At 74.5% G+C, this 19,986-nt stretch carries 17 protein-coding genes; 9 read left to right on the forward strand and 8 right to left on the reverse strand.

The window, feature by feature from the left end; all coding sequences use genetic code 11:
* Nucleotides 1-24 precede the first annotated feature (24 nt).
* The 8 genes from ACMTAK_RS15070 (at nucleotide 25) to ACMTAK_RS15105 (ending at nucleotide 6,203) form a co-directional block, all read left to right on the forward strand.
* The gene (locus ACMTAK_RS15070) at nucleotides 25-795 is read left to right on the forward strand and encodes an SDR family NAD(P)-dependent oxidoreductase (protein ID WP_413806721.1); all 771 of its coding nucleotides are present in this window, start codon (nucleotides 25-27) and stop codon (nucleotides 793-795) included.
* Between the two features lie 37 nt (nucleotides 796-832).
* The gene (locus tag ACMTAK_RS15075; RefSeq protein WP_413806722.1) at nucleotides 833-1,627 is read left to right on the forward strand and encodes a FadR/GntR family transcriptional regulator; all 795 of its coding nucleotides are present in this window, start codon (nucleotides 833-835) and stop codon (nucleotides 1,625-1,627) included.
* Nucleotides 1,624-2,769, forward strand: coding sequence for a galactonate dehydratase (gene dgoD, locus ACMTAK_RS15080; RefSeq protein ID WP_413806723.1), 1,146 nt, complete (start codon nucleotides 1,624-1,626; stop codon nucleotides 2,767-2,769). Before ACMTAK_RS15075 ends, dgoD begins: the two co-directional genes overlap by 4 nt.
* Nucleotides 2,770-2,773: 4 nt before the next feature.
* Entirely contained in the window at nucleotides 2,774-3,583 is an 810-nt protein-coding gene (locus tag ACMTAK_RS15085; RefSeq protein ID WP_413806724.1) for a hypothetical protein, read from the forward strand.
* 32 nt (nucleotides 3,584-3,615) lie between these two features.
* Nucleotides 3,616-4,248 (forward strand): bifunctional 4-hydroxy-2-oxoglutarate aldolase/2-dehydro-3-deoxy-phosphogluconate aldolase, encoded by a 633-nt coding sequence (locus ACMTAK_RS15090; RefSeq protein WP_413806725.1) that lies wholly within the window; start codon nucleotides 3,616-3,618, stop codon nucleotides 4,246-4,248.
* Nucleotides 4,245-4,394 (forward strand): hypothetical protein, encoded by a 150-nt coding sequence (locus ACMTAK_RS15095; protein WP_413806726.1) that lies wholly within the window; start codon nucleotides 4,245-4,247, stop codon nucleotides 4,392-4,394. The genes ACMTAK_RS15090 and ACMTAK_RS15095 overlap by 4 nt, the downstream gene beginning before the upstream one ends.
* 173 nt (nucleotides 4,395-4,567) lie before the next feature.
* On the forward strand, nucleotides 4,568-5,515 hold the full coding sequence (locus tag ACMTAK_RS15100; RefSeq protein WP_413812899.1) for a sugar kinase: 948 nt from the start codon (nucleotides 4,568-4,570) through the stop codon (nucleotides 5,513-5,515).
* Nucleotides 5,516-5,768: 253 nt separating this feature from the next.
* The gene (locus ACMTAK_RS15105; protein ID WP_413806727.1) at nucleotides 5,769-6,203 is read left to right on the forward strand and encodes an ATP-binding protein; all 435 of its coding nucleotides are present in this window, start codon (nucleotides 5,769-5,771) and stop codon (nucleotides 6,201-6,203) included.
* Nucleotides 6,204-6,263: 60 nt separating this feature from the next.
* On the opposite strand, the gene argF is transcribed toward ACMTAK_RS15105, so the two are convergent.
* The 6 genes from argF to ACMTAK_RS15135 all read right to left on the reverse strand — a co-directional run bounded on the left by argF (nucleotide 6,264) and on the right by ACMTAK_RS15135 (nucleotide 14,606).
* Nucleotides 6,264-7,268, reverse strand: a complete 1,005-nt coding sequence (gene argF / locus ACMTAK_RS15110; RefSeq protein WP_413806728.1) for an ornithine carbamoyltransferase — start codon at nucleotides 7,266-7,268, stop codon at nucleotides 6,264-6,266.
* Between the two features lie 181 nt (nucleotides 7,269-7,449).
* Nucleotides 7,450-8,679, reverse strand: a complete 1,230-nt coding sequence (locus tag ACMTAK_RS15115; RefSeq protein WP_413806729.1) for an arginine deiminase — start codon at nucleotides 8,677-8,679, stop codon at nucleotides 7,450-7,452.
* A gap of 357 nt (nucleotides 8,680-9,036) precedes the next feature.
* On the reverse strand, nucleotides 9,037-9,831 hold the full coding sequence (locus ACMTAK_RS15120) for a hypothetical protein (protein ID WP_413806730.1): 795 nt from the start codon (nucleotides 9,829-9,831) through the stop codon (nucleotides 9,037-9,039).
* A gap of 11 nt (nucleotides 9,832-9,842) precedes the next feature.
* On the reverse strand, nucleotides 9,843-11,927 hold the full coding sequence (locus ACMTAK_RS15125; protein WP_413806731.1) for a hypothetical protein: 2,085 nt from the start codon (nucleotides 11,925-11,927) through the stop codon (nucleotides 9,843-9,845).
* 325 nt (nucleotides 11,928-12,252) lie between these two features.
* Entirely contained in the window at nucleotides 12,253-12,972 is a 720-nt protein-coding gene (locus tag ACMTAK_RS15130; RefSeq protein WP_413806732.1) for a Crp/Fnr family transcriptional regulator, read from the reverse strand.
* An 86-nt stretch (nucleotides 12,973-13,058) separates the two neighbouring features.
* Nucleotides 13,059-14,606, reverse strand: coding sequence for an MFS transporter (locus ACMTAK_RS15135; RefSeq protein WP_413806733.1), 1,548 nt, complete (start codon nucleotides 14,604-14,606; stop codon nucleotides 13,059-13,061).
* 54 nt (nucleotides 14,607-14,660) lie between these two features.
* Between ACMTAK_RS15135 and ACMTAK_RS15140 the strand changes: the two genes are divergently transcribed.
* The gene (locus ACMTAK_RS15140) at nucleotides 14,661-15,665 is read left to right on the forward strand and encodes a GlxA family transcriptional regulator (protein WP_413806734.1); all 1,005 of its coding nucleotides are present in this window, start codon (nucleotides 14,661-14,663) and stop codon (nucleotides 15,663-15,665) included.
* Between the two features lie 142 nt (nucleotides 15,666-15,807).
* Here the strand turns inward: ACMTAK_RS15140 and ACMTAK_RS15145 are convergent, their stop codons facing one another.
* Both ACMTAK_RS15145 and ACMTAK_RS15150 read right to left on the reverse strand, forming a co-directional pair.
* Nucleotides 15,808-18,426, reverse strand: coding sequence for a polynucleotide kinase-phosphatase (locus ACMTAK_RS15145; RefSeq protein WP_413806735.1), 2,619 nt, complete (start codon nucleotides 18,424-18,426; stop codon nucleotides 15,808-15,810).
* A complete protein-coding gene (locus ACMTAK_RS15150; protein ID WP_413806736.1) occupies nucleotides 18,423-19,967 on the reverse strand; it encodes a 3' terminal RNA ribose 2'-O-methyltransferase Hen1 in 1,545 nt (514 codons plus the stop codon). Before ACMTAK_RS15150 ends, ACMTAK_RS15145 begins: the two co-directional genes overlap by 4 nt.
* Between the last annotated feature and the right edge of the window lie 19 nt (nucleotides 19,968-19,986).

A 19,986-nucleotide genomic window follows, 5' to 3' on the forward strand; every position in this document is an offset into this window, starting at 1 on the left:
TCCAGCGAAGGAGCCCGACCCCCGATGGAACAGCCCCGCCGCCACGGTGACCGCTTCACCGACCGCACGGCCGTGGTCACCGGAGCCGCCTCCGGCATCGGCGCCGCCACCGCCGAACGCCTCGCCCAGGAGGGCGCCGCCGTCGTGCTCGCCGACATCGCCGAGGAGCGCGGCACGGCGGTCGCCGAGCGGATCGCCGAGGACGGCGGCCGCGCCCGCTTCGTGACCGCCGACGTCTCCACGGAGGAGGGCTGGCGGCGGATCGCGGCCACCGCCCGCGGCTTCGGGCCCGTCGACGTGCTCGTCAGCAATGCCTACACCGTCGACGTCACCCCCGCCCACGAAACGTCCCTCGCTTCCTGGCAGCGGCAGCTCGCCGTCAACCTCACCGGCGCCTTCCTCGGCTTCCGGGCCGTCCTGGACGATCTGCGCGCCCGCCGCGGAGCCGTCGTCCTGACCTCGTCCGTCCACGCCCACAAGGGCATCCCCGGCCACCCCGCCTACGCGGCATCCAAGGGGGCGCTGCTGTCCCTGTGCGGTCAGCTCGCCGTCGAGTACGGACCCGAGGTGCGGGTCAACGCGGTCCTGCCCGGCCCGATCCTGACGGCGGCCTGGGACCGGGTCTCCCCCGAGGACCGCGCGCGCAGCGTCGCCGAGACCGCGGCCGGGCGGTTCGGCACCCCCGAGGAGGTGGCCGCGGCCATCGCCTTCCTCGGCTCCCACGAGTCCTCGTACATCACCGGTGCGAGTCTTCTCGTGGACGGCGGCTGGAGCGTCGTCAAGTCCTCCGCATGACCACCGCGATCAGCTCGCACCAGAAAGGCAGTACGACATGACGCCCTACGCCCGCCGCGGCGTGCACGGCCAGACCGTGGAGGCCCTCGCCCGCCGCGTCCTGAGCGGCGACCTCCCCGAGGGGTCCACCCTGGACCTGGTCGCCCTGCAGAGCGAACTGGATGTCAGCCTCACCGCCCTGCGCGAGTCGCTGAAGGTCCTGGCCGCCAAGGGGATGGTCGACGCCCGGCAGAAGCGCGGCACCTTCGTACGGAGCCGTTCGGACTGGAACCTGCTCGACGCCGACGTCCTGCGCTGGCAGTTCGAGAGCGACCGCACCACCGACGCCGACAGCGCGCTGCTGCGCAACCTCGCCGAGGTGCGCGGCATCATCGAGCCCGCGGCCGTACGGCTGGCCGCCGAGCGGCGCACCGAGGCCGACCTCGCCGCCCTGGACGCCGCCGTGGACGCGATGGGGCAGGGCGGCTCCGACGCCGCCCACGCGGTGGAGGCCGACCTCGCCTTCCACCGCGCGCTGCTCGCCGCCACCCACAACGAACTCCTCGAACGCATGGAGATGGTGATCGAGTCGGGCCTCGCCTACCGCGATCGCATCGTGCACAGCTCCCCGCACAGCGAGGATCCGGTCCCCGCCCACCGCGCCGTCCTGGACGCCGTGCGCGAGCGGGACCCGCGGGCCGCCGAGGCCGCCATGCGGGCCCTGCTCGACCAGGCCGGTCGCGACCTGGACCGGATCGGCGGCTCGCCCGAGACCGGCGGCTCCGAGGAGACCGGCGGCTCCCAGGAGATCGGCGGCTCCCACGACGACACGGAAAGGCCCACCCGCCAGTGAAGATCACCCGTATCGAGACCTTCCTCGTGCCACCGCGCTGGCTGTTCTGCCGCGTAGAGACCGACGACGGCGTGATCGGCTGGGGCGAGCCCGTCGTCGAGGGGCGCGCCGAGGTGGTCCGCGCGGCCGTCGACGTCCTCGCCGGCTATCTGATCGGCCAGGATCCGCTGCGTATCCAGGACCACTGGCAGGTGCTCACCAAGGGCGGCTTCTACCGCGGCGGACCCGTGCTGTCCAGCGCCGTCGCCGGTCTCGACCAGGCCCTGTGGGACATCGCGGGCAAGACCTACGGCGCCCCGGTGCACGCCCTGCTGGGCGGCCCGGTGCGCGACCGCGTCCGGGTATACGCCTGGGTCGGCGGCGACGAGCCCGCCGAGCTGTCCGAGCAGATAGCCGCGCAGGTCGAGGCGGGTTTCACGGCGGTGAAGATGAACGGCGCCGGGGCCACCTCCCCGATGCCCACCGCGGCCGAGACCACCGCGGTCGTGGACCGGGTGGCCGCCGCCCGGGAGGCGCTCGGCCCGGACCGCGACGTGGCCGTCGACTTCCACGGCCGCTTCACCGCCGCCGGGGCCCGCCGCGTCCTGCCCGAACTGGCCGCCCTCCACCCGCTGTTCGTGGAGGAGCCCGTCGTACCCGAGCACGGCCATCTGCTCCCCGGCCTGGTCGCCGCGAGCCCGGTACCCCTCGCCACCGGTGAACGGCTGTACGGGCGTACGGAGTTCCTGCCGGTCCTCGCCGCGGGCATCGCCGTCGCACAGCCCGACCTGTCCCACGCGGGCGGCATCTCCGAGGTGCATCGCATCGCCTCGCTCGCCGAGACCTACGGCGCCCAGCTCGCCCCGCACTGCCCGCTCGGCCCCATCGCGCTGGCGGCCAGCCTCCAGGTCGCGTTCGCGACGCCGAACTTCCTGATCCAGGAGCAGAGCCGCGGCATCCACTACAACAAGGACGCCGATCTGCTGTCCTACCTCGTCGACCCCGAGCCGTTCCGCTTCGTGGCCGGCCATGCGCCGCGCGGCGACGCCCCCGGCCTCGGCATCAGCATCGACGAGGCGGCCGTACGCGCGGCCGACCGCACCGGCCACGCCTGGCGCAACCCGGTCTGGCGGCACCCCGACGGCTCCTTCGCGGAGTGGTGACGGCGTGCTGGAGATCGTCACCGATCCCGCGCGCGGCGGTCGCTGGACCTCGCTCCGCGCGGGCGGACACGAATGGCTGTGGCACCGCCCGGCGCCGGAGCGGGAGCGGGTGTCGCCCGGGGACGCCTTCGTGGACGCGGGCGGCGTGGAGGAGTGCGTCCCCACCGTCCGCGGCACCCCCGACCACGGGGACGCCTGGTCGCGCCCGTGGCGGCGCGAAGGGGACGCGGAAACCGTGCGCTGCGACCGGTTCGCGCTGACGCGCACGATCCGCGGCACGGCCGAGGAGGCCGAGGCCGACTACGTCCTCCGCGCCGATCCGGGCTTCCGCTTCATCTGGGCCGCCCACGCCCTGCTCGACCTGACCCCGCGGGCGGCCTTGCGGCTGCGCGAGGGGGCGCGCACGCGGCTCTTCCCGGAGGCCGCGCCGCTGCTGGACCGGCCCTGGCCCGCCGGGGCACCGTGGGCCGAGGGCGACTGGCCCGCACCCCTGGGCCTGGCCCTCGACCGGTTCGGACCGGACGACGGCACCGCGGTCGGCGCGGTCGTGGACACCCCGCGCGCATGCGTCCACGACGGCACGCGGTGCCTGGCCCTCGCGCTCGAGGCCGACGGGCAGCCGCTGTCCGTCGCCGTGTGGCGCAACCTCGGCGGTTTCCCCGCCGAGAACCCGTACCGCAGCACAGGGGTCGAGCCGATGCTCGGCCGCGCCTTCGACGTCGCCGACGCGGGTCCCGGCGACGCCGCGCGGGTCCCCGCCCGGGGCGAGGTCCGCTGGCGGCTCACGCTCTCCGCGACCTGCCACTGCCCCTGAACCCACCCCATTGCCTGCGAGGAGTTCCGCCCGTGGACCTGCGAGCCGCCCTGGCCGCCCATCGGCTGGTCGCCGTCGTGCGCGGCAGCGACCCCGAGGCCGCGCTGCGCACCGTACTGACCCTGGCCGACGAGGGCATCGAACTGATCGAGGTGTCTCTGACCACCGAGCGCGCCCTGACCGTCATCGAGCGGGCCCGCAAGGCCCTCGGCCCCGGCCGTCCGCTCGGCGCGGGCACCGTGCTCACCGCCGACGACGCCCGCGCCGCCCACCGGGCGGGCGCCGACTTCGCCGTCACCCCCGGCCTGGGCGAGGGGATGTCCACCGCACGCGAACTGGGCCTCCCGGTGCTGGCCGGGGTCATGACTCCGACCGAGATCATCGGCGTACGCGCGCTCGGCGCCGAGGGGCTGAAGATCTTCCCGGCCGCCCAGGCGGGCGGGCCCGGCTATCTCAAGGCGCTGCGGGGGCCGTTCCCGCACGAGGTGTTCGTACCGGTCGGCGGCGTCGACGAGACCGCGGCCCGCGCCTACCTGGCCGCCGGGGCGACCGCGGTCGGCATCGGCTCGCCCCTCGTCGGCGACGCCGCGGACGGCGGCAGCGCGGACGCCCTGCGCGCCCGCGCACGCGCCTTCCGCACCGCCGTCCAGGAGGCCACCCGGTGACCGAGGACCCGCGCCCCGCCCACCCCGACCGCCTCGGCCTGGGCGAGGGCATCCGCGGCGCCCTGTTCTCGGGCCGGGTGGGAGTGCCGGGGCCACCGGCGGCGGAGTACCGACCGGTGGCCGGTGCGATCGGGGGCCCGGTGTGAGCGGGTCGGGTTCCACGGGCGATACGGGAGCGGGTGCGGCCGCGCCGGGTGCGGTGGCCGGTGGCGGCGCGGCGACGCGCGCGGCCACGTCCCCGCCGGTGGGCGGCCGTGCCGCGGCCGGTGGTGGCGAGGCATCGCGGACCACCTCGTCCTGGCCTCCCGCCGGCGGCACCGTGGTCTGCGTCGGCGAGACGATGGCCGCGCTCGCCCCCGAACCGCCCGGGTCGCTGGACACCGGCGAGAGCCTGCGGCTCTCCGTCGCGGGCGCGGAGTCCAACGTGGCGATGTACCTCGCGGACCTGGGCGTATCCGCCGTGTGGCTCTCGGCCCTCGGCGACGACCCGTTCGCCCGGCGGGTGCGTGCCGCCGTCGCCGCGGCGAACGTCGATGTCTCGGGCGTACGGACCGACCCCGACCGGCCGACCGGCCTGCTGGTGAAGGACCCCGGCCCCACGGGCACCCGCGTCCACTACTACCGGCGCGGTTCGGCGGCCTCGGCGATGGGACCCGAGCTCCTGGACGATGCGCGACTCGGGTCGGCGGCCCTCGTGCACCTCACGGGGGTGACGCCCGCACTCTCCCCGTCCTGCGGCGCCCTGGTGGAACGGGCGCTCGCGACCCCTCCGGCCGACCGCGCCCACGCCATCAGTTTCGACGTCAACCACCGCCCGGCGCTGTGGCCGGACGGCACGGCCGCCACGGTCCTGCGCGATCTGGCCGACCGCGCCGACATCGTCTTCGTCGGCCTCGACGAGGCACAGCACCTGTGGGGCGCGGAGCTCGACGCGAGCGGCGTACGCGAGCTGCTGCCGCGTCCGCGTCTGCTCGTCGTCAAGGACGGCGGGCGGGAGGCGATCGCGTTTGACGGCGACGGGCCGGAGGTCACGGTGCCTGCCCCACGCACGGAGGTGGTGGAGCCGGTCGGCGCGGGGGACGCCTTCGCCGCCGGTTTCCTGGCGGGGCTGCTGCGCGGCGGGGGCCTGACCTCGGCACTGCGACTCGGCCACATCACGGCCGGGTCCGCGCTCAAGGTGACCGGGGATCACGGCCCGCTGCCGGACGCCGCCACGGTCGAGCGGCTGCTCGGGCTCACGGATCGGGCGTGGGCGGCGCGCGCCTGAAGCCCTCGCTGAGTCGTCGCCGAGGCTGTCGCCGCGGCCGCCACCGCGGCCGCCGCTGAAGCCGTCACGCGCCGCGCGCGGAGCCGCCCGCCGGACAACCGGCGCCGCCCATTTGCCTCGTATGGCGTGAATGCGCCTTTCAGTCCCTAGGTCCCGTCAAGAGTGGCCCACAGCCCCTTCCGGAACTATCGTCCGCTTCATACCGTCAAGGGCTGCGGTACTCCGCTTCACGCCGACCGACTGGACGCCTTCCGTGCCCGATCCCTCCCACGCCGCCACCTGGCGCTTCGCCCTGCCGCACACGACGGCCGCCGTACCGCTGGCGCGTGCGCTGATCCGGAACACCCTGGCCGACATCGGGGCGCCCGTGGACGGCGACACGGCGGAGCTGCTGACGGCCGAGCTGGTGGCCAACGCGGTGCGGCACACGACCGGCGACGAGCCGATAGAGCTGGTGGTGGAGCTGGTGCCGACCGGAGGCTGGCAGGTCGAGGTGCACGACCAGGACCCGAATCCGCCGGGCGGGCTGGACTCGCTGGGGCGCCCCGAGGGGCCCAAGAGACCCGACGGCCTCGCCGAAGGCGGACGCGGTCTGCTGCTGATCCGGACCCTCAGCGCCGACGCGGGCTACCGGCCGACCCCCTACGGCAAGGCCGTCTGGTTCGTCCTCCCGCCCACGGAGGACTGAGGGCCGCCCAACGGAGGGCTCAGGGCCGCCCACCGACGGCTGACGGCCGCCCGTCGGGCGCTACCGGGCGCCGAGCGTCGCGACCAGCACCGCCTTGATCGTGTGCATCCGGTTCTCCGCCTCGTCGAAGACGACGGAGTGCTCGGACTCGAAGACCTCGTCGGTGACCTCGAGCTCGGTCAGCCCGTGCCGCTCGTGGATCTCCCGGCCGACGTCGGTGCCCAGGTCGTGGAAGGCCGGCAGGCAGTGCAGGAACTTCACCGCGTCGTTGCCCGTGGCACGCAGCACATCCATCGTCACCGCGTACGGCCCGAGCAGCGCTATCCGCTCGTCCCAGACCTCCTTGGGCTCGCCCATGGACACCCACACATCGGTGGCGACGAAGTCCGCGCCGCGCACGCCCTCCGCGACGCTCTCGGTGAGCGAGATCCGGGCGCCGGATGTGGTGGCGAGCTGCCGCGCCAGCTCCACGATGGTGTTGTCGGGCCACAGCAGGCTGGGCGCGACGATGCGGACGTCCATGCCCAGCAGGGCGCCGGTGACGAGGTAGGAGTTGCCCATGTTGTACCGGGCGTCGCCGAGGTAGGCGTAGGCGACCCGATCCAGCGGCTTGTCGCTGTGCTCGGTCATGGTCAGCACATCGGCGAGCATCTGGGTGGGGTGCCACTCGTCGGTGAGGCCGTTGTAGACGGGCACCCCGGCGTGGGCGGCGAGCTCCTCGACGACGCCCTGGCCATGGCCCCGGTACTCGATCGCGTCGTACATCCGGCCGAGCACCCGCGCGGTGTCCCGCACCGACTCCTTGTGACCGATCTGGGAGCCGACCGGATCGAGATAGGTCGTCGAGGCACCCTGGTCGGCGGCCGCGACCTCGAAGGCGCAGCGGGTGCGGGTGGAGGTCTTCTCGAAGATGAGGGCGATGTTCCTGCCCCGCAGCCGTCGCTCCTCGGTCCCCGCGCGCTTGGCCGCCTTCAGCTCGGCGGCCAGGTCGATCAGGCGGCGGAACTCGTCGGCGGTGAAGTCCAGCTCCTTGAGGAAGTGGCGGCCGGTGAGGTCAATCGCCATAAGGGTGGCTCCTAGGTCACGGCGAACACGTGGCGGATCAGCGGCTACGGCGGGGTGCCGCGGCCCGGAATCATGGAAGCATATACGATGCCTTGCATATATGCGGAGACGGGTGGGTGAATCCTGGCCCTACGGTTCGAGGGCGAGTCGTGGCCCTACGACTCGAGGCGAAACTCCGGCCCTACGGCTCCACCGGGTCCCGCTCGACCGGACAGCTCATGCACCGCGGCCCGCCCCGGCCCCGGCCCAGCTCACTGCCCGGGATGTCGATGACTTCGATCCCGCACTTGCGCAGATGGGTGTTGGTCGTCGCGTTCCGCTCGTAGGCGACCACCACGCCCGGCTCGACCGCGAGCACGTTGCAGCCGTCGTCCCACTGCTCGCGCTCGGCCGCGTGGACATCCTGGGTCGCGGTGAGCACGCGGATGGAGTCCAGGCCGAGGGCCGCGGCTATCGCGCGGTGCATATGCTCCGGCGGATGGTCGGTGACCTTGAGTTCCTGGCTGCCCGCGCCCGGCTCGATGGTGTACGAGCGGAGCATCCCCAGCCCCGCGTACTGGGTGAAGGTGTCCCCGTCCACCATGGTCATCACGGTATCCAGGTGCATGAAGGCCCGCCCCTTGGGCATGTCGAGTGCCACGATCGTCCGGGCCGAACCGGCCTCGAAGAGCCGGTGGGCGATCATCTCCACCGCCTGCGGAGTGGTCCGCTCGCTCATCCCGATCAGCACCGCGCCTTGGCCGAGCACCAGCACATCGCCGCCCTCGATGGTGGAGGGGTACGCGGCCTGGCCCTCCGACCAGACGTGGAAGTCCTCCTTCGCGAAGAGCGGGTGATGGCGGTAGACGGCCTCGTAGTGCACCGTCTCGTGCCAGCGGGCGGGCCAGCGCATCGCGTTGATCGACACCCCGTCGTACACCCACGCGGAGGCGTCCCGGGTGAAGAGGTGGTTCGGCAGCGGATTGACCAGGAAGTCATCGGCTTCCATGGCGTGGAAGCGGACGGAGATCGGCTCCGGGTACCGCTCCAGATACTCCCGCTTGGTCATGCCGCCGATCAGCGCCTCGGTCAGCTCCGGAGCGGTCAGCTCGTCGAAGGCGGCGCGCAGGTGGTCGGTGGCCAGCGGCCCGTACTCCTTCTCGTCGAAGACCCGGTCCAGCACCAGCGCCCGCGCGTCCGGCAGGGTCAGGCTCTGGTTAAGCAGGTCCCCGAAGAGATGCACCTCGACCCCGCGGTCCCGCAGCACATCGGCGAAGCCGTCGTGCTCCTGGCGGGCACGGCGCACCCACAGGACGTCGTCGAAGAGCAGGGCGTCCTTGTTGGTGGGTGTGAGCCGCTTGAGCTCCAGGTCGGGGCGGTGCAGTATGACGCGGCGCAGCCGCCCGGCCTCGGAGTCGACATGGAATCCCATGACCCCATCTTCGCCGCTCGCGGCCCATTGTGAACGCTCCGCGCCACGGATCTCCCGATCTCTCGCGCGGTCCGCCGACCGCCTTCGGCGGAGTGGCGGTGGAAACGCGCGCGCCGCGTGGGAAGGCCACCGCGGTCCGCCGCGGACGGTGAGCGGGCGCCGGTCGGCCCCCCGTCGGTTCCGGCGCGGGGCGGAAGCCGGGCGGCTGAATGGCCTCGCTGAGGTCCGGTGTGGTCCGGTTGCGCCCCGAAGGGGCGCGGGGCTGTGCCGGTATGCGGCTCCGCCGCGCGGGCGGGACCAGCCACGGCGCAGCGTGCGGATGAACGACCGCACCTCGCGGCCCTTCCCGCGGAGCGGTCAGCCTGCCGCGATCACCACGATCAGCACGAGCGCCACCGCGATGAACCCCAGCAGGGCGGAGACCCACAGCTGGCCGGGCTTCAGATCGATACGGCTGCCGTCCTCGGCGCCCCCGCGCCGCCAACGCCGCCGTGCCGCGCGCCGGGCGGCGCGGGCCGCCGCCTCCCGGTGCTCCCGGGACTCCTCGGCCACGCCGCCGAACAGCGCCTTCCAGCCCTTCTCGCCGAACCCGGTGCTCTGCCGGGTGCCGACGATCCGGCGCACCACCTCCCGGCCCGCGCCGTCCCCGGCCGTCCACAGGCCGGGCAGGACGCAGGCCATCAGCTCCGGCACCGCGCCGCGCCGCGCGTACGGGCGGACCAGCCCCTCGTACAGCATCAGCGCGTTGCGCACCCGCAGCCTGCGGTCGGGGTCCGGGGCAGGTCCGCCCGCGCCGCCCGGGGCGCGGTGCGGCGGGTCGAGATAGAGCTGGGCGAGGAGCACCTTCTCGCAGACCGCGTCCGCCAGCTCCGGGCCGCGCTCGGGCGCGCGGCGCACCAGTTCGACCACGACGCGGGTGGCCCGCTCGGCGGGCAGCCCCTCGTCCAGCGCGCTCAGCAGCAGGCCGTCGTCGGCCTCCCGCAGCGCCGCGGACAGGGCGTCCCCGCCGTGGCGCAGCGCCTCGCGCAGCTTCCGCGCCCCGGTGACCGAGATCCGGCGCGCCCCCGCGCTCGCCGGCCTCTCGTGGGCGTGGTCGTGTTCGGTCTCGTGGGTGGTCTCGGTACCTGTCGGGTCCTCTGTCTCTTTCACCATCGGCGTTCTCCTCACAGTGCCTCCAGCACCTCCCGTATCCGCGTGGCCGCCCCGGCGTCGAGCGGCTCGTCGCCGTCCTGCGCCAGCCGGGGCAGGAAGTCGCACAACACGGCCAGCTGCCGCTCGTCCCCCGCCGCCCGCCGGATCCAGCCGACCAGCGCGTCCTCGGCCGCCCCGGCCGATCTGGCCCAGGTCAGCGCGGCCCGCAGCAGCTCGGCCAGCCGTGGCCCGCACTCCGGATGGGCCGCGAGCAGCGCCGTGGCCAGCGGCCAGGCGGCGTACGGCTCCAGCTCGGGCACCTCGCCCAGCCCCCACAGATGCGAGGTGCGGATGGTGACCGCGCGCAACGTCGCGAGCAGCGCCAGGTCCCGGCGGGCTCGCCGGGTGTCGCGCAGCCAGTGGGTGAGCGCGGCCAGTACGGTCTCCGGCTCGGTCCCGGCCAGCAGCCGCACCACGCTGTAGGAGGTGGTGTGGCCGTCGTCGGCGCGGGCGAGCCGGCCGAGTTCCTCCAGGGACGTCGCGACCGAGCCCGCCGCCAGACCGTAGCCGTGGGCGAGCGCGGCGGTCTCGCGCTCGCGTTCGTCGTCGCCGCGCGCCCATGCGTGCAGCAGCCCGTTCACGGCGGGGCGCACGTCCGGGGCGCGGGACGCCTCGGCGAGCGCGGTGCCCGCGGCCATCCGCTGCACCGGGCTGTCGGTACGGGCCAGCGGCAGCGCCAGCTCGACCAGGCCGTAGAGGTAGTCGCGGGCGCACAGCACGCCCGCCGCGACCGCCGCGCGCACCCACACCTGGGGGCGTGGGTCGTCGCACAGCGCGCGCAGCCAACGGGCCATCGGGCCGCGGAGGTTGTGGTGGACGTCCCAGGACTCGTGGAGCACGGCGGGCGCCAGCCGCCGCCCCTCGAACCACACCGCGCGCACGGGCACCGAGGCGTCCCCGAGGTCCTCCAGCCCCTCGCCGTGGACCGCGCGCGCCGTGGCGAGGAAGGCCCCGGGGCGGGCGGTGAACAGCGGACGGCCGGGCGCGTACTGCGGATCGAGCGTGACGGCCAGTTCCCAGGCCAGCAGCTCGGCGGCCTCGGCCATGACGCTGTGCGCGGAGCCGTCGAAGACGGCGAGCGCGATCCGCAGCGCGGCGGCGCGCAGCGCGGGCAGCGCGGCGGGCAGGGTGCCGGAGGCCCCGGCCTCCAGGAACCACTCCCGGGCCTGGTGCGGGGCGAACGACCGGCAGTGCTCCAGCAGCCGCTCGTCGGACAGCCTGCCCTCGGCGTGCGCGGCCAGATGCCCGGCCAGCCGGGCGGCCTCGCCGGGCCGTGGCTCGTCCAGGCCGAGCGCCTCGGCCAGCTCGGGGCGCCGGGCGGTGGCCCGCGCCGTCTCCAGCAGTCCGGTGGGGCGGTCGGCGAGCAGCTCGGTGAGATGGCGGTCGAGGACGTCGGCGGCGGCCGGGGGCCGGTACGCCACGGCGTGGCGACGGCCGCGCAGCAGCCGGTCGGCGGCCGGGCCGCCCGCGACCAGTACCACGCAGAACGCCTCGTGCTCGGCGAAGTGGGCGCGCAGCCGGTCCAGCAGGGGCTCGGCCGTGGATTCGGCCTGGTCGGCGGGGAGTTCGAGGAGATAGCCGTGGCCGCGCTCGGTCTTCTCCACGCCCTTCTCCACGCCGGGCGCCCCGTCCGGGCCGGTGTATCCGAGCCGGGAGACCCCGCCGCCGGTCAGCTCGGCCAGCTCGGCCAGGAGGGCGAGCCCGGTCCAGGCGCGGCCGGTGCCGGGTTCGCCGCACAGCGCCACCAGGTGGGTGCGGCGCAGATGGTCGCGCATCGCGGCATGCCCGGGGACGGCCCGGTGGAGCCGGCGCAACCGGGCCAGCTCCTCGCGCGGCACCGGTCCTTCGGGCAAGGGGTACGGCGCCGGATCGGCGCACAGCCGGGCGGGGCCGTGGGCGATGTGCAGATGGGCGCGGGCCTCGCGCGCCGTACGGGCACCGCCCGGCTGGCCCGCCCCGTCCAGCGGGCCGCCCTGGGGGATGTCCAGCCGGCGTCCCCGCGACTGTGCCGGGGCGCTCACCTCTTCCGGTGTGTTCACGTCTTCCGGTGCGCTCATCGCCCGCCGTCCTTCATGCCGTGGCCCCCGTCTCGCGATGCGGTGGTGGATGCGGTGGTGACGGGGTGCCGGTGAATGCCGGAAGCGGGCGGCGGGGCTCGTCCCCCTGCCCACCCCGCCGCCCTTCTCCGGTGCGGGGCGCTCGGGCCTCGTCCGGCAGACCGTCACCGGACAGCGGCCGGGCCGTGCGCACCCCCGTCGCTCACGGTCCCGCGCCCTGTGCCAACCCCAGGGTCGCCGGGGAACGGCGGGACGGCTGTAGCCGTTTACACAGTCGCGTCAAAACGCGGGGAAGTGCGCGCCCGCGCTCAGTCGCGGGACGCGCTCAGTCGCGAGGGCCCGCCGGGATCCGCTCCCCCGTCGCGCGGCCCTCGGCCAGCAGCCGCAGCAGTCCGATGTCCATCACCTCGAAGCGGCGCGAGGCGGTCCGGACCACGCCCTGGCCACGCAGCAGCCGCAGCGCCTTGGCGACCGCCTCCCGGGTCGAGCCCACGGCGGCCGCGATGTCGTGCTGGGGCATCTGGAGATCGATGGTGATGGTGCCGTCGGCGCCGGAGTGGCCGGTGCGCTCGGCGAGTTCGACGAGCCGGGCCGCCAGCCGCTGGAGCACCTTCTCGGAGGCGAGTGACCGCCGCTCCCCGTCGGAGCTGCGCAGCCGGGAACTGAACTGACGCATGATCAGTACGGTCGCGACGGGACGCGCGGCCAGATACGCCCGGAACCGGTCGCCGGAGACCACCACCGCCTCCATCCGGCCGAGCGCGGTGACGGTGGCGCTGCGCGAGCCATGGTCCACCGCGGCCTGGTCGCCCACGACCTCGCCCGCCCCGCGCAGCGCGAGGATCAGCCGCACCCCGCGCTCGGTCTCCACCGAGACGGTGGCCCAGCCGGAGGTGATCGCCACGACGAAGGTCGTACGGTCGTGTTCGCGCAGCACGACCTCGCCGGGGGCGTAGGCGCGGGGGGTGCCGAGGGCGAGCAGCGCGCGGCGGTCCTCTGCGGGGAGCGCGTGCAGGAAGGGCCGTCCGTCCTCGAAGAGGCTCATCCGCCCTCCCCGCTCAGCTCGTCGTCGTCATTGCCTGCGGAGAACCCAGCGACCGCTCAGCACGCTAGGCAGGTGGCACGGGCACGTCAATGGTGCCGTATCGGGTCCGTGCCGGATCCACGGCTCTCGCCGGGGGCGGTAGGCATCTCCCGGTTGTCGGCACGAACGCGTGTGCCCAAGGCGGCGCCCGCGACGGCCGCGAGCGCGGCGGTCACGGCCGTGAAGGCCCACCCGGCGCGCAGCGCGTCGAGACCCGGCCGTGCGACGCCACCGGTGATCACCACCAGCGCCGCGACGCCCAGGGCCGAGCCGCCCTGCCGGGACATCATCAGCACCCCCGAACCGAGGGAGAGCTGACGGGCCGGAAGCAGTCCGGCGGCCGCGAACATCACCGGCTGGTAGAGCCCCGCCCCGAGCCCGGTGAGCACCAGGCCGGGCATGAACTCCAGCACGTAGTGCCCACCGTCGCCGCCCGCGAGGAGCAGCCACCACATCGGCCCCGCGGCGAAGCACAGCCCGCCGACGATCGCCGCGGTGCGCTCCCCCAGCGCTCGTACGATCCGTCCCGACAGCATCGACACCACCAGGACGGTGAGCGGCCAGGGTGTGACGGCCAGGCCGGCGCCGACCGTGGACCAGCCCCACGCCCCGGTGAACAGCAGGGTCGCGGCGAGGAGCGCGGAGCCGTAGGCGAGGAAGTAGCTGAGCAGCCCGAGCGCGGCGGCGGTGAAGGCACGGGTCCGGAACAGCGCGGGGTCCACCACCGGATCCGGGTGGCGGCGCACGTGCGCCACGGCCAGCGCGCCCAGGACCAGGCCCACGGCGAGGAAGCCGAGGGTGGCCGGGGCGCCGTAGCCCCAGTCGGCGGCCTCGACGCAGGCGGTGGTGAGGGACCCGGTGCCGAGGAGGACGAGCAGCGTGCCCAGTGGATCGAGGCGGCGGCGCTCACCGCGTACCGGTCCGGTGCGCGGCAGCAGCCGCAGCCCGGCCACCCAGGCCACCAGCACCACGGGCGGGTTGATGAGGAAGATCCAGCGCCAGTCGGAGGCGGCCAGCAGACCGCCCGCCACCGGCCCCGAGCTCGCCGCGACCGCGCTCACCGCCGTCCAGACGCCGACCGCCGTGGCCCGTTCGCGCGACGGGAAGGCGGGCAGGGCGAGCGAGAGGGAGGTGGGCACCAGGACGGCCGCCGCCACGCCCTGCACCACGCGCGCCACGATCAGCGTGCCGAGCCCGGGGGCCGCCCCGCAGGCGAGGGAGGCGAGCCCGAACAGCGCGATGCCGGTGAGGAACGAGCGCCGCCCGCCGATCGCGTCGGCCAGCCGCCCGGCCGGGACCAGCAGCGCCGCCAGCACGATGGTGTAGGCGTTGAGCACCCAGGAGAGCTGGGCGGTGGAGGCCGAGCGGAAGTCCGTGCCGATCGCGGGGAAGGCGATATTGACCGCGATCATGTCGAGCACGGCCAGGAACTGGGCCGCCGACGCGACGGCGAGTATCAGCCAGCGGCGGCGGCCGGGGGCCGTGTCGGAGACGGGGGCCGTGTCGGAGCCGGGGGCCGTGTCGGAGCCGGGGGCCGTGTAGGAGGCGGGGGCGGGCACACCGCTCCCCTGGGCCTTCGCGGAAGGGGTCGTCATGCCCGTCCAGCATCGGCGCCGCGGCCCGGCGGAACGAGTGGCAGGAGTGACAGCATGCGCTACATTTCTGCCATGCGGTCCATCGCCCTCGCCGTCACCCCGGGCATGCCGATCTTCGATCTGGCGGTGCCCTGCCATGTCTTCGGCTCCGATCGCCCCGGACTCCCCGACCCCTGGTACGAGCTGCGGGTCTGTGCGATCGGGCCGGGCGGCGACGGGGCCGGTGCACCGGTCGCCGCCCGCTCGTGGTTCGCCGCCCACACCCCGTACGGCGCCGAGGAGCTGATCACGGCGGACACGGTGATCGTCCCGGCCTCGGCCGATGTGCGCGGCGATCCGCCCCAGGAGCTGATCGACGCGGTGCGCGAGGCCCATGGTCGCGGCGCCCGCATCGTGTCGCTGTGCTCGGGCGCGTTCACCCTCGCCGCGACCGGACTGCTCGACGGCCGCACGGCGGCCACCCACTGGATGTACGCGGCGCTGTTCGCCGGGCGCTATCCGGCCGTACGGCTCGATCCGTCCGTGCTCTACGTCGACCACGGGGATGTGCTGACGGGGGCGGGATCCACGGCGTGCATCGACGTCTGTCTGCATCTGGTGCGCGAGGACTACGGCACCGAGGCGGCGAACGCCCTGGCCCGGCAGCTCGTCGCGCCCGCCCACCGGCCGGGCGGCCAGGCCCAGTACATCGAGGCGCCGCTGCCGGAGCGCACCGACGACTCGCTCGCCCCGCTGCTGCACTGGGCCGCCGAGCGGCTGCACGAGCCGCTGACCGTGGCCGACCTGGCCCGCCGCGCCCACACCAGCCCGCGCACCCTGGTCCGCCGCTTCCACGCCGCCACGGGCACGACGCCGCTGCGCTGGCTCCAGGGCCAGCGGATCGCGCGCGCCCGGGAGCTGCTGGAGGGCGGCGATCTGCCGGTGGACCGGATCGCGGAACTGTGCGGCCTGGGCACGGCGGCCAACCTGCGCCGCCACTTCACCCGAGCGGTCGGGGTACCCCCACACGACTACCGCCGCGCCTTCCGCGCCCGGGAGGCGCGGGCCCCGGCCGTCTGAGCCCCGGCAGCCGGGGGCCAGGGGCGAAGCCCCGCACGCGGCGGAGCCGCATAGCGTCAGGTGTCGGGAAGGGGCGGGGAGGGGAAAGCATCGACATGCGGCTCCGCCGCGTGGTCCGCCGGACACCCCCGGACCGTCGCCCCTACAGCCGTGGGTCCACCGGCTCCGACTCCAGCGCGAGCACCGCGAAGACCGCCTCGTGGACGCGCCACAGGGGCTCACCCTCCGCCAGTCGGTCGAGCGCCTCCAGGCCGAGCGCGTACTCGCGCAGGGCGAGTGAGCGCTTGTGGCCCAGGTGGCGCTCCCGCAGCCGGGCCAGGTTCTCCGGGCGGGTGTACTCCGGGCCGTAGATGATGCGCAGATACTCGCGGCCCCGGCACTTCACGCCCGGCTGGACCAGCCGGCCGTCGCCCTTGCGGACGAAGCCCTGGAGCGGCTTGACCACCATGCCCTCGCCGCCCTCGGCCGTCAGGTCCAGCCACCACCGGACCCCCTCGGCGACCGACGCCTCGTCCTCGGTGTCGACGATCAGCCGACGGGTGGGGGCCAGCAGCCGGGCGCCGTCGGCAGCCGGCTTCTCCGCCTCGATCACCCGGTCGATCAGGGCGAGCTGCTGATCGTGCGGAAGCGCCGTGGCGAGGTTGCGGCCCTGGACGGCCAGAATCTGGAACGGTGCCATCCGGATGCCGTCCAGTCCGTCGACCGGCCAGCAGTAGCGCCGGTAGGCATCGGTGAACGCGGCCGCGTCCGAGGCCCGGTCACGCTGCTTGGCGAGCAGCGCGGACACCTCGACACCGCGCGCCTCCGCGCCCTCCAGCGCCGCGAGGACGCCGGGGAAGACGGCGCGCGAGGCGGCGCCCACCGCCGCGTACTGGTGGCGCAGCAGCCCCTCCGCCTTGAGCGACCACGGCATCAACTCGGCGTCCAGCAGCAGCCAGTCGGTGTCCAGCTCCTGCCACAGCCCGGCGCGGTCGAGGCAGCCGCTCAGCCCGCGCAGCACGGTCTCCGTGAGCTGGGCGTCGTCGAAGAACGGCCGTCCGGTACGGGTGTGGACAGCGCCGGAGACGCCGTCCGGCGTGCCGAAGCGCTCCCGCGCGATGTCCGCGTCACGGCACACCAGCGCCACCGCGCGCGAGCCCATGTGCTTCTCCTCGCAGATCACCTGGCGCACCCCGTCCGCGCGGTAGGCGGCGAACGCCTCCGCAGGGTGCTCGAGGAAGCCGCCGTCGGCGGCTCCGCCGCCGGCCCCCTCCTTGGAGGTGGCGGTCGGCGCCATGGTGGGCGGGAGATAGCCGAGCAGCCGGGGGTCGACCGCGAAACGGCTCATGACCTCCAGCGCCGCCGCCGCGTTCTCCTCCTTGACCGCGATCCGGCCCATGTGGCGGGTCTCGACGATCCGGCGGCCCCGCACATCCCCCAGGTCGAGCGGACGCCCGTCCGCGCCTCCGGGGGCCTCTGTGGTCAGCGGCTTGACCGGTTCGTACCAGACCCGCTCGGCCGGAACGTCCACCAGCTCGCGCTCCGGCCAGCGCAGCGCGGTCATCCGGCCGCCGAAGACACAGCCGGTGTCCAGGCAGATGGTGTTGTTGAGCCAGGAGGCGCGGGGGGTGGGGGTGTGGCCGTAGACCACCGCGGCGCGGCCGCGGTAGTCCTCGGCCCACGGATAGCGCACGGGCAGGCCGAACTCATCGGTCTCCCCGGTCGTCTCCCCGTACAGCGCGTGCGAGCGGACCCGGCCGGAGGTGCGGCCGTGGTACTTCTCGGGCAGCCCGGCGTGACACACCACCAGCGCCCCGCCGTCCAGTACGTAGTGGCTGACCAGCGACTCGATGAAGTCCCGCACCCGGTCGACGAAGGCCGGGTCCGCACGGTGCTCCCGGTCCAGCTGCTCCACGGTCTCGGCCAGGCCATGGGTGACCCGGACCTTGCGGCCCTTGAGATAGCGGCCGAGCTTGTTCTCGTGGTTGCCGGGCACGCACAGGGCCGCGCCGGAGGCGACCATGCCCATCACCAGGCGCAGCACCCCGGGGCTGTCGGGGCCGCGGTCGACGAGGTCGCCGACGAAGACCGCCGTACGGCCCTCGGGGTGGGCGGCGTCGACCGGGCGGCCGAGGTCGTCGCGGCGCAGGGCGTAACCCAGCTTGCCCAGCAGGGTCTCCAGCTCGGAGCGGCAGCCGTGGATGTCGCCGATGATGTCGAACGGGCCGGTGAGATGGCGCAGATCGTTGTAGCGGCGCTCGGTGGCGACCTCCGCGGCCTCGACCTCCTCGACGCCGCGCAGGACATGCACCTTGCGGAACCCCTCCCGCTCCAGGGACTTCAGCGAGCGGCGCAGCTCACGGCGCTGGCGGGGGATGACATGGTCGGGCATTCCGGCGCGGTCGGGGCGCTGGGCGTTGCGCCGGGCGCACTCGCCCTCGGGGACGTCGAGGACGATCGCCACGGGCAGGACGTCATGCTCGCGCGCGAGATTGATCAGGCCGCGGCGGGACTCGCTGCGGACGTTGGTGGCGTCGACGACGGTCAGCCGTCCGGCGGCCAGCCGCTTGCCCGCGATGTAGTGGAGCAGGTCGAAGGCGTCGGGGGTGGCGCTCTGGTCGTTCTCGTCGTCGGCGACCAGCCCGCGGCAGACATCGGAGGAGACGATCTGGGTGGGCCGGAAGTGGCGCCCGGCGAAGGTGGACTTACCGGAGCCGGTGGTGCCGACGAGCACCACGAGGGACAGGTCGGGCACGCCGATGGTGCGCTTCTCCTCGGTCATGCTGCTGCCTCCTTCGTCGTGGTCGCGGTGGCGGTGCTGTCACCGCTCCCGGCGCCGATGCGGAAGAGCGCCAGCTGGGTGGGCGGGCCGACCTCGGGGTCCTCGGGGCCGACTGGGCGGAACTCCACCGCGTAGCCATGCCGTTCGGCCACCGCCCCCGCCCAGGCCCGGAACTCCTCGCGCGTCCACTCGAAGCGGTGGTCGCCGTGGCGCATCCGCCCGGCGGGCAGCGTCTCCCAGCGCACGTTGTACTCCACGTTGGGGGTGGTCACCACGACGGTCTCGGGCCGTGCGGCGCCGAACACCACATGCTCCAGGGCGGGCAGCCGGGGCGGATCCACATGCTCGATCACCTCGCTGAGCACCGCCGCGTCATATCCGGCGAGCCTGGAGTCGGTGTAGGTGAGCGCGCCCTGGGTCAGCTTCAGCCGCGCGGACTGCCGCTCGGCCGCGCCCGTGTCGAAGCCGGGGCGGTCCAGCCGCAGCCTCCGCGCCGCCTCGTTGAGCGCGCGCATCGACACATCGACGCCCACGATCTCGGTGAACCGCGCCTCCTGCAGCAGCGCGCCCAGCAACTGCCCCTGGCCGCAGCCCAGATCGAGCACCCGGGCCGCCCCGACCCCGCGCAGGGCGTCGAGTATCGCCTCCCGCCGCCGGACCGCCAGTGGCACCGGCCGCTCCTCGGAACCCTCCTCGCTCTCGTCCTCCTCCATCAGCTCGGCCGCCGCCGGTTCGCCGACGGCGTTGTCGATCTCATCCGCCGCGGTGTCGTCGGCCTCGGCGAGCCGCGCCAGCTCCAGCCGCTCCAGCGCGCTGCGCGTCAGCGACCAGCGCCGGGCCAGATAGCGGTTGGTGATCAGCCGCTGCTCGGGGTGGCTCTCCAGCCAGCCCTCACCGGAGCGCAGCAGCTTGTCGACCTCGTCCGGGGCGACCCAGTAGTGCTTGGCGTCATCGAGCACGGGCAGCAGCACATACAGATGGCGCAGGGCGTCGGCCAGCCGCGGTTCGCCCTCCAGCACCAGCCGTACGTACCGCGAGTCGCCCCATGCCGGGAACTCCTCGTCCAGCGCCACCGGTTCGGCCGTCACCGCCCAGCCCAGCGGCGCGAAGAGCCGCTCGACCAGGGAGGCACCGCCGCGCGCGGGCAGCGCGGGCACCTCGATCCGCAGCGGCAGCGCCCGCTCCGGCAGCTCGGGCCGGGCCTTGCACTGGCCCCGCAGAGCGCTGGAGAAGACCGCGCTCAGCGCGACCGCCAGCAGCGAGGACGCCGCGTACGGGCGGTCGTTGACGTAACTCGCGAGCGCGGAGTCGGGGGCGCCGCCCCGGCCCTTGCCGCGGCCCCGCCGCACCAGCGCCACGGGGTCCACCTCCAACAGCAGCGCCACGGTGCAGCGTTCGGCGGTCGCCTCGGGATAGAGGACATGCGCGGTGCCGTAGGAGGTCGAGAACCGCTGCGCCTTGTCGGGATGCTTGTGCAGCAGAAACCCGAGGTCGGTCGCCGGGTGCTCGGCGGTGCCGGTGGTGGTTATCGTCAAGAACACCCGTCCGAGTATCGCCCGG

This window comes from Streptomyces lacaronensis (assembly GCF_047337785.1).
Lineage (GTDB): Bacteria > Actinomycetota > Actinomycetes > Streptomycetales > Streptomycetaceae > Streptomyces > Streptomyces lycopersici.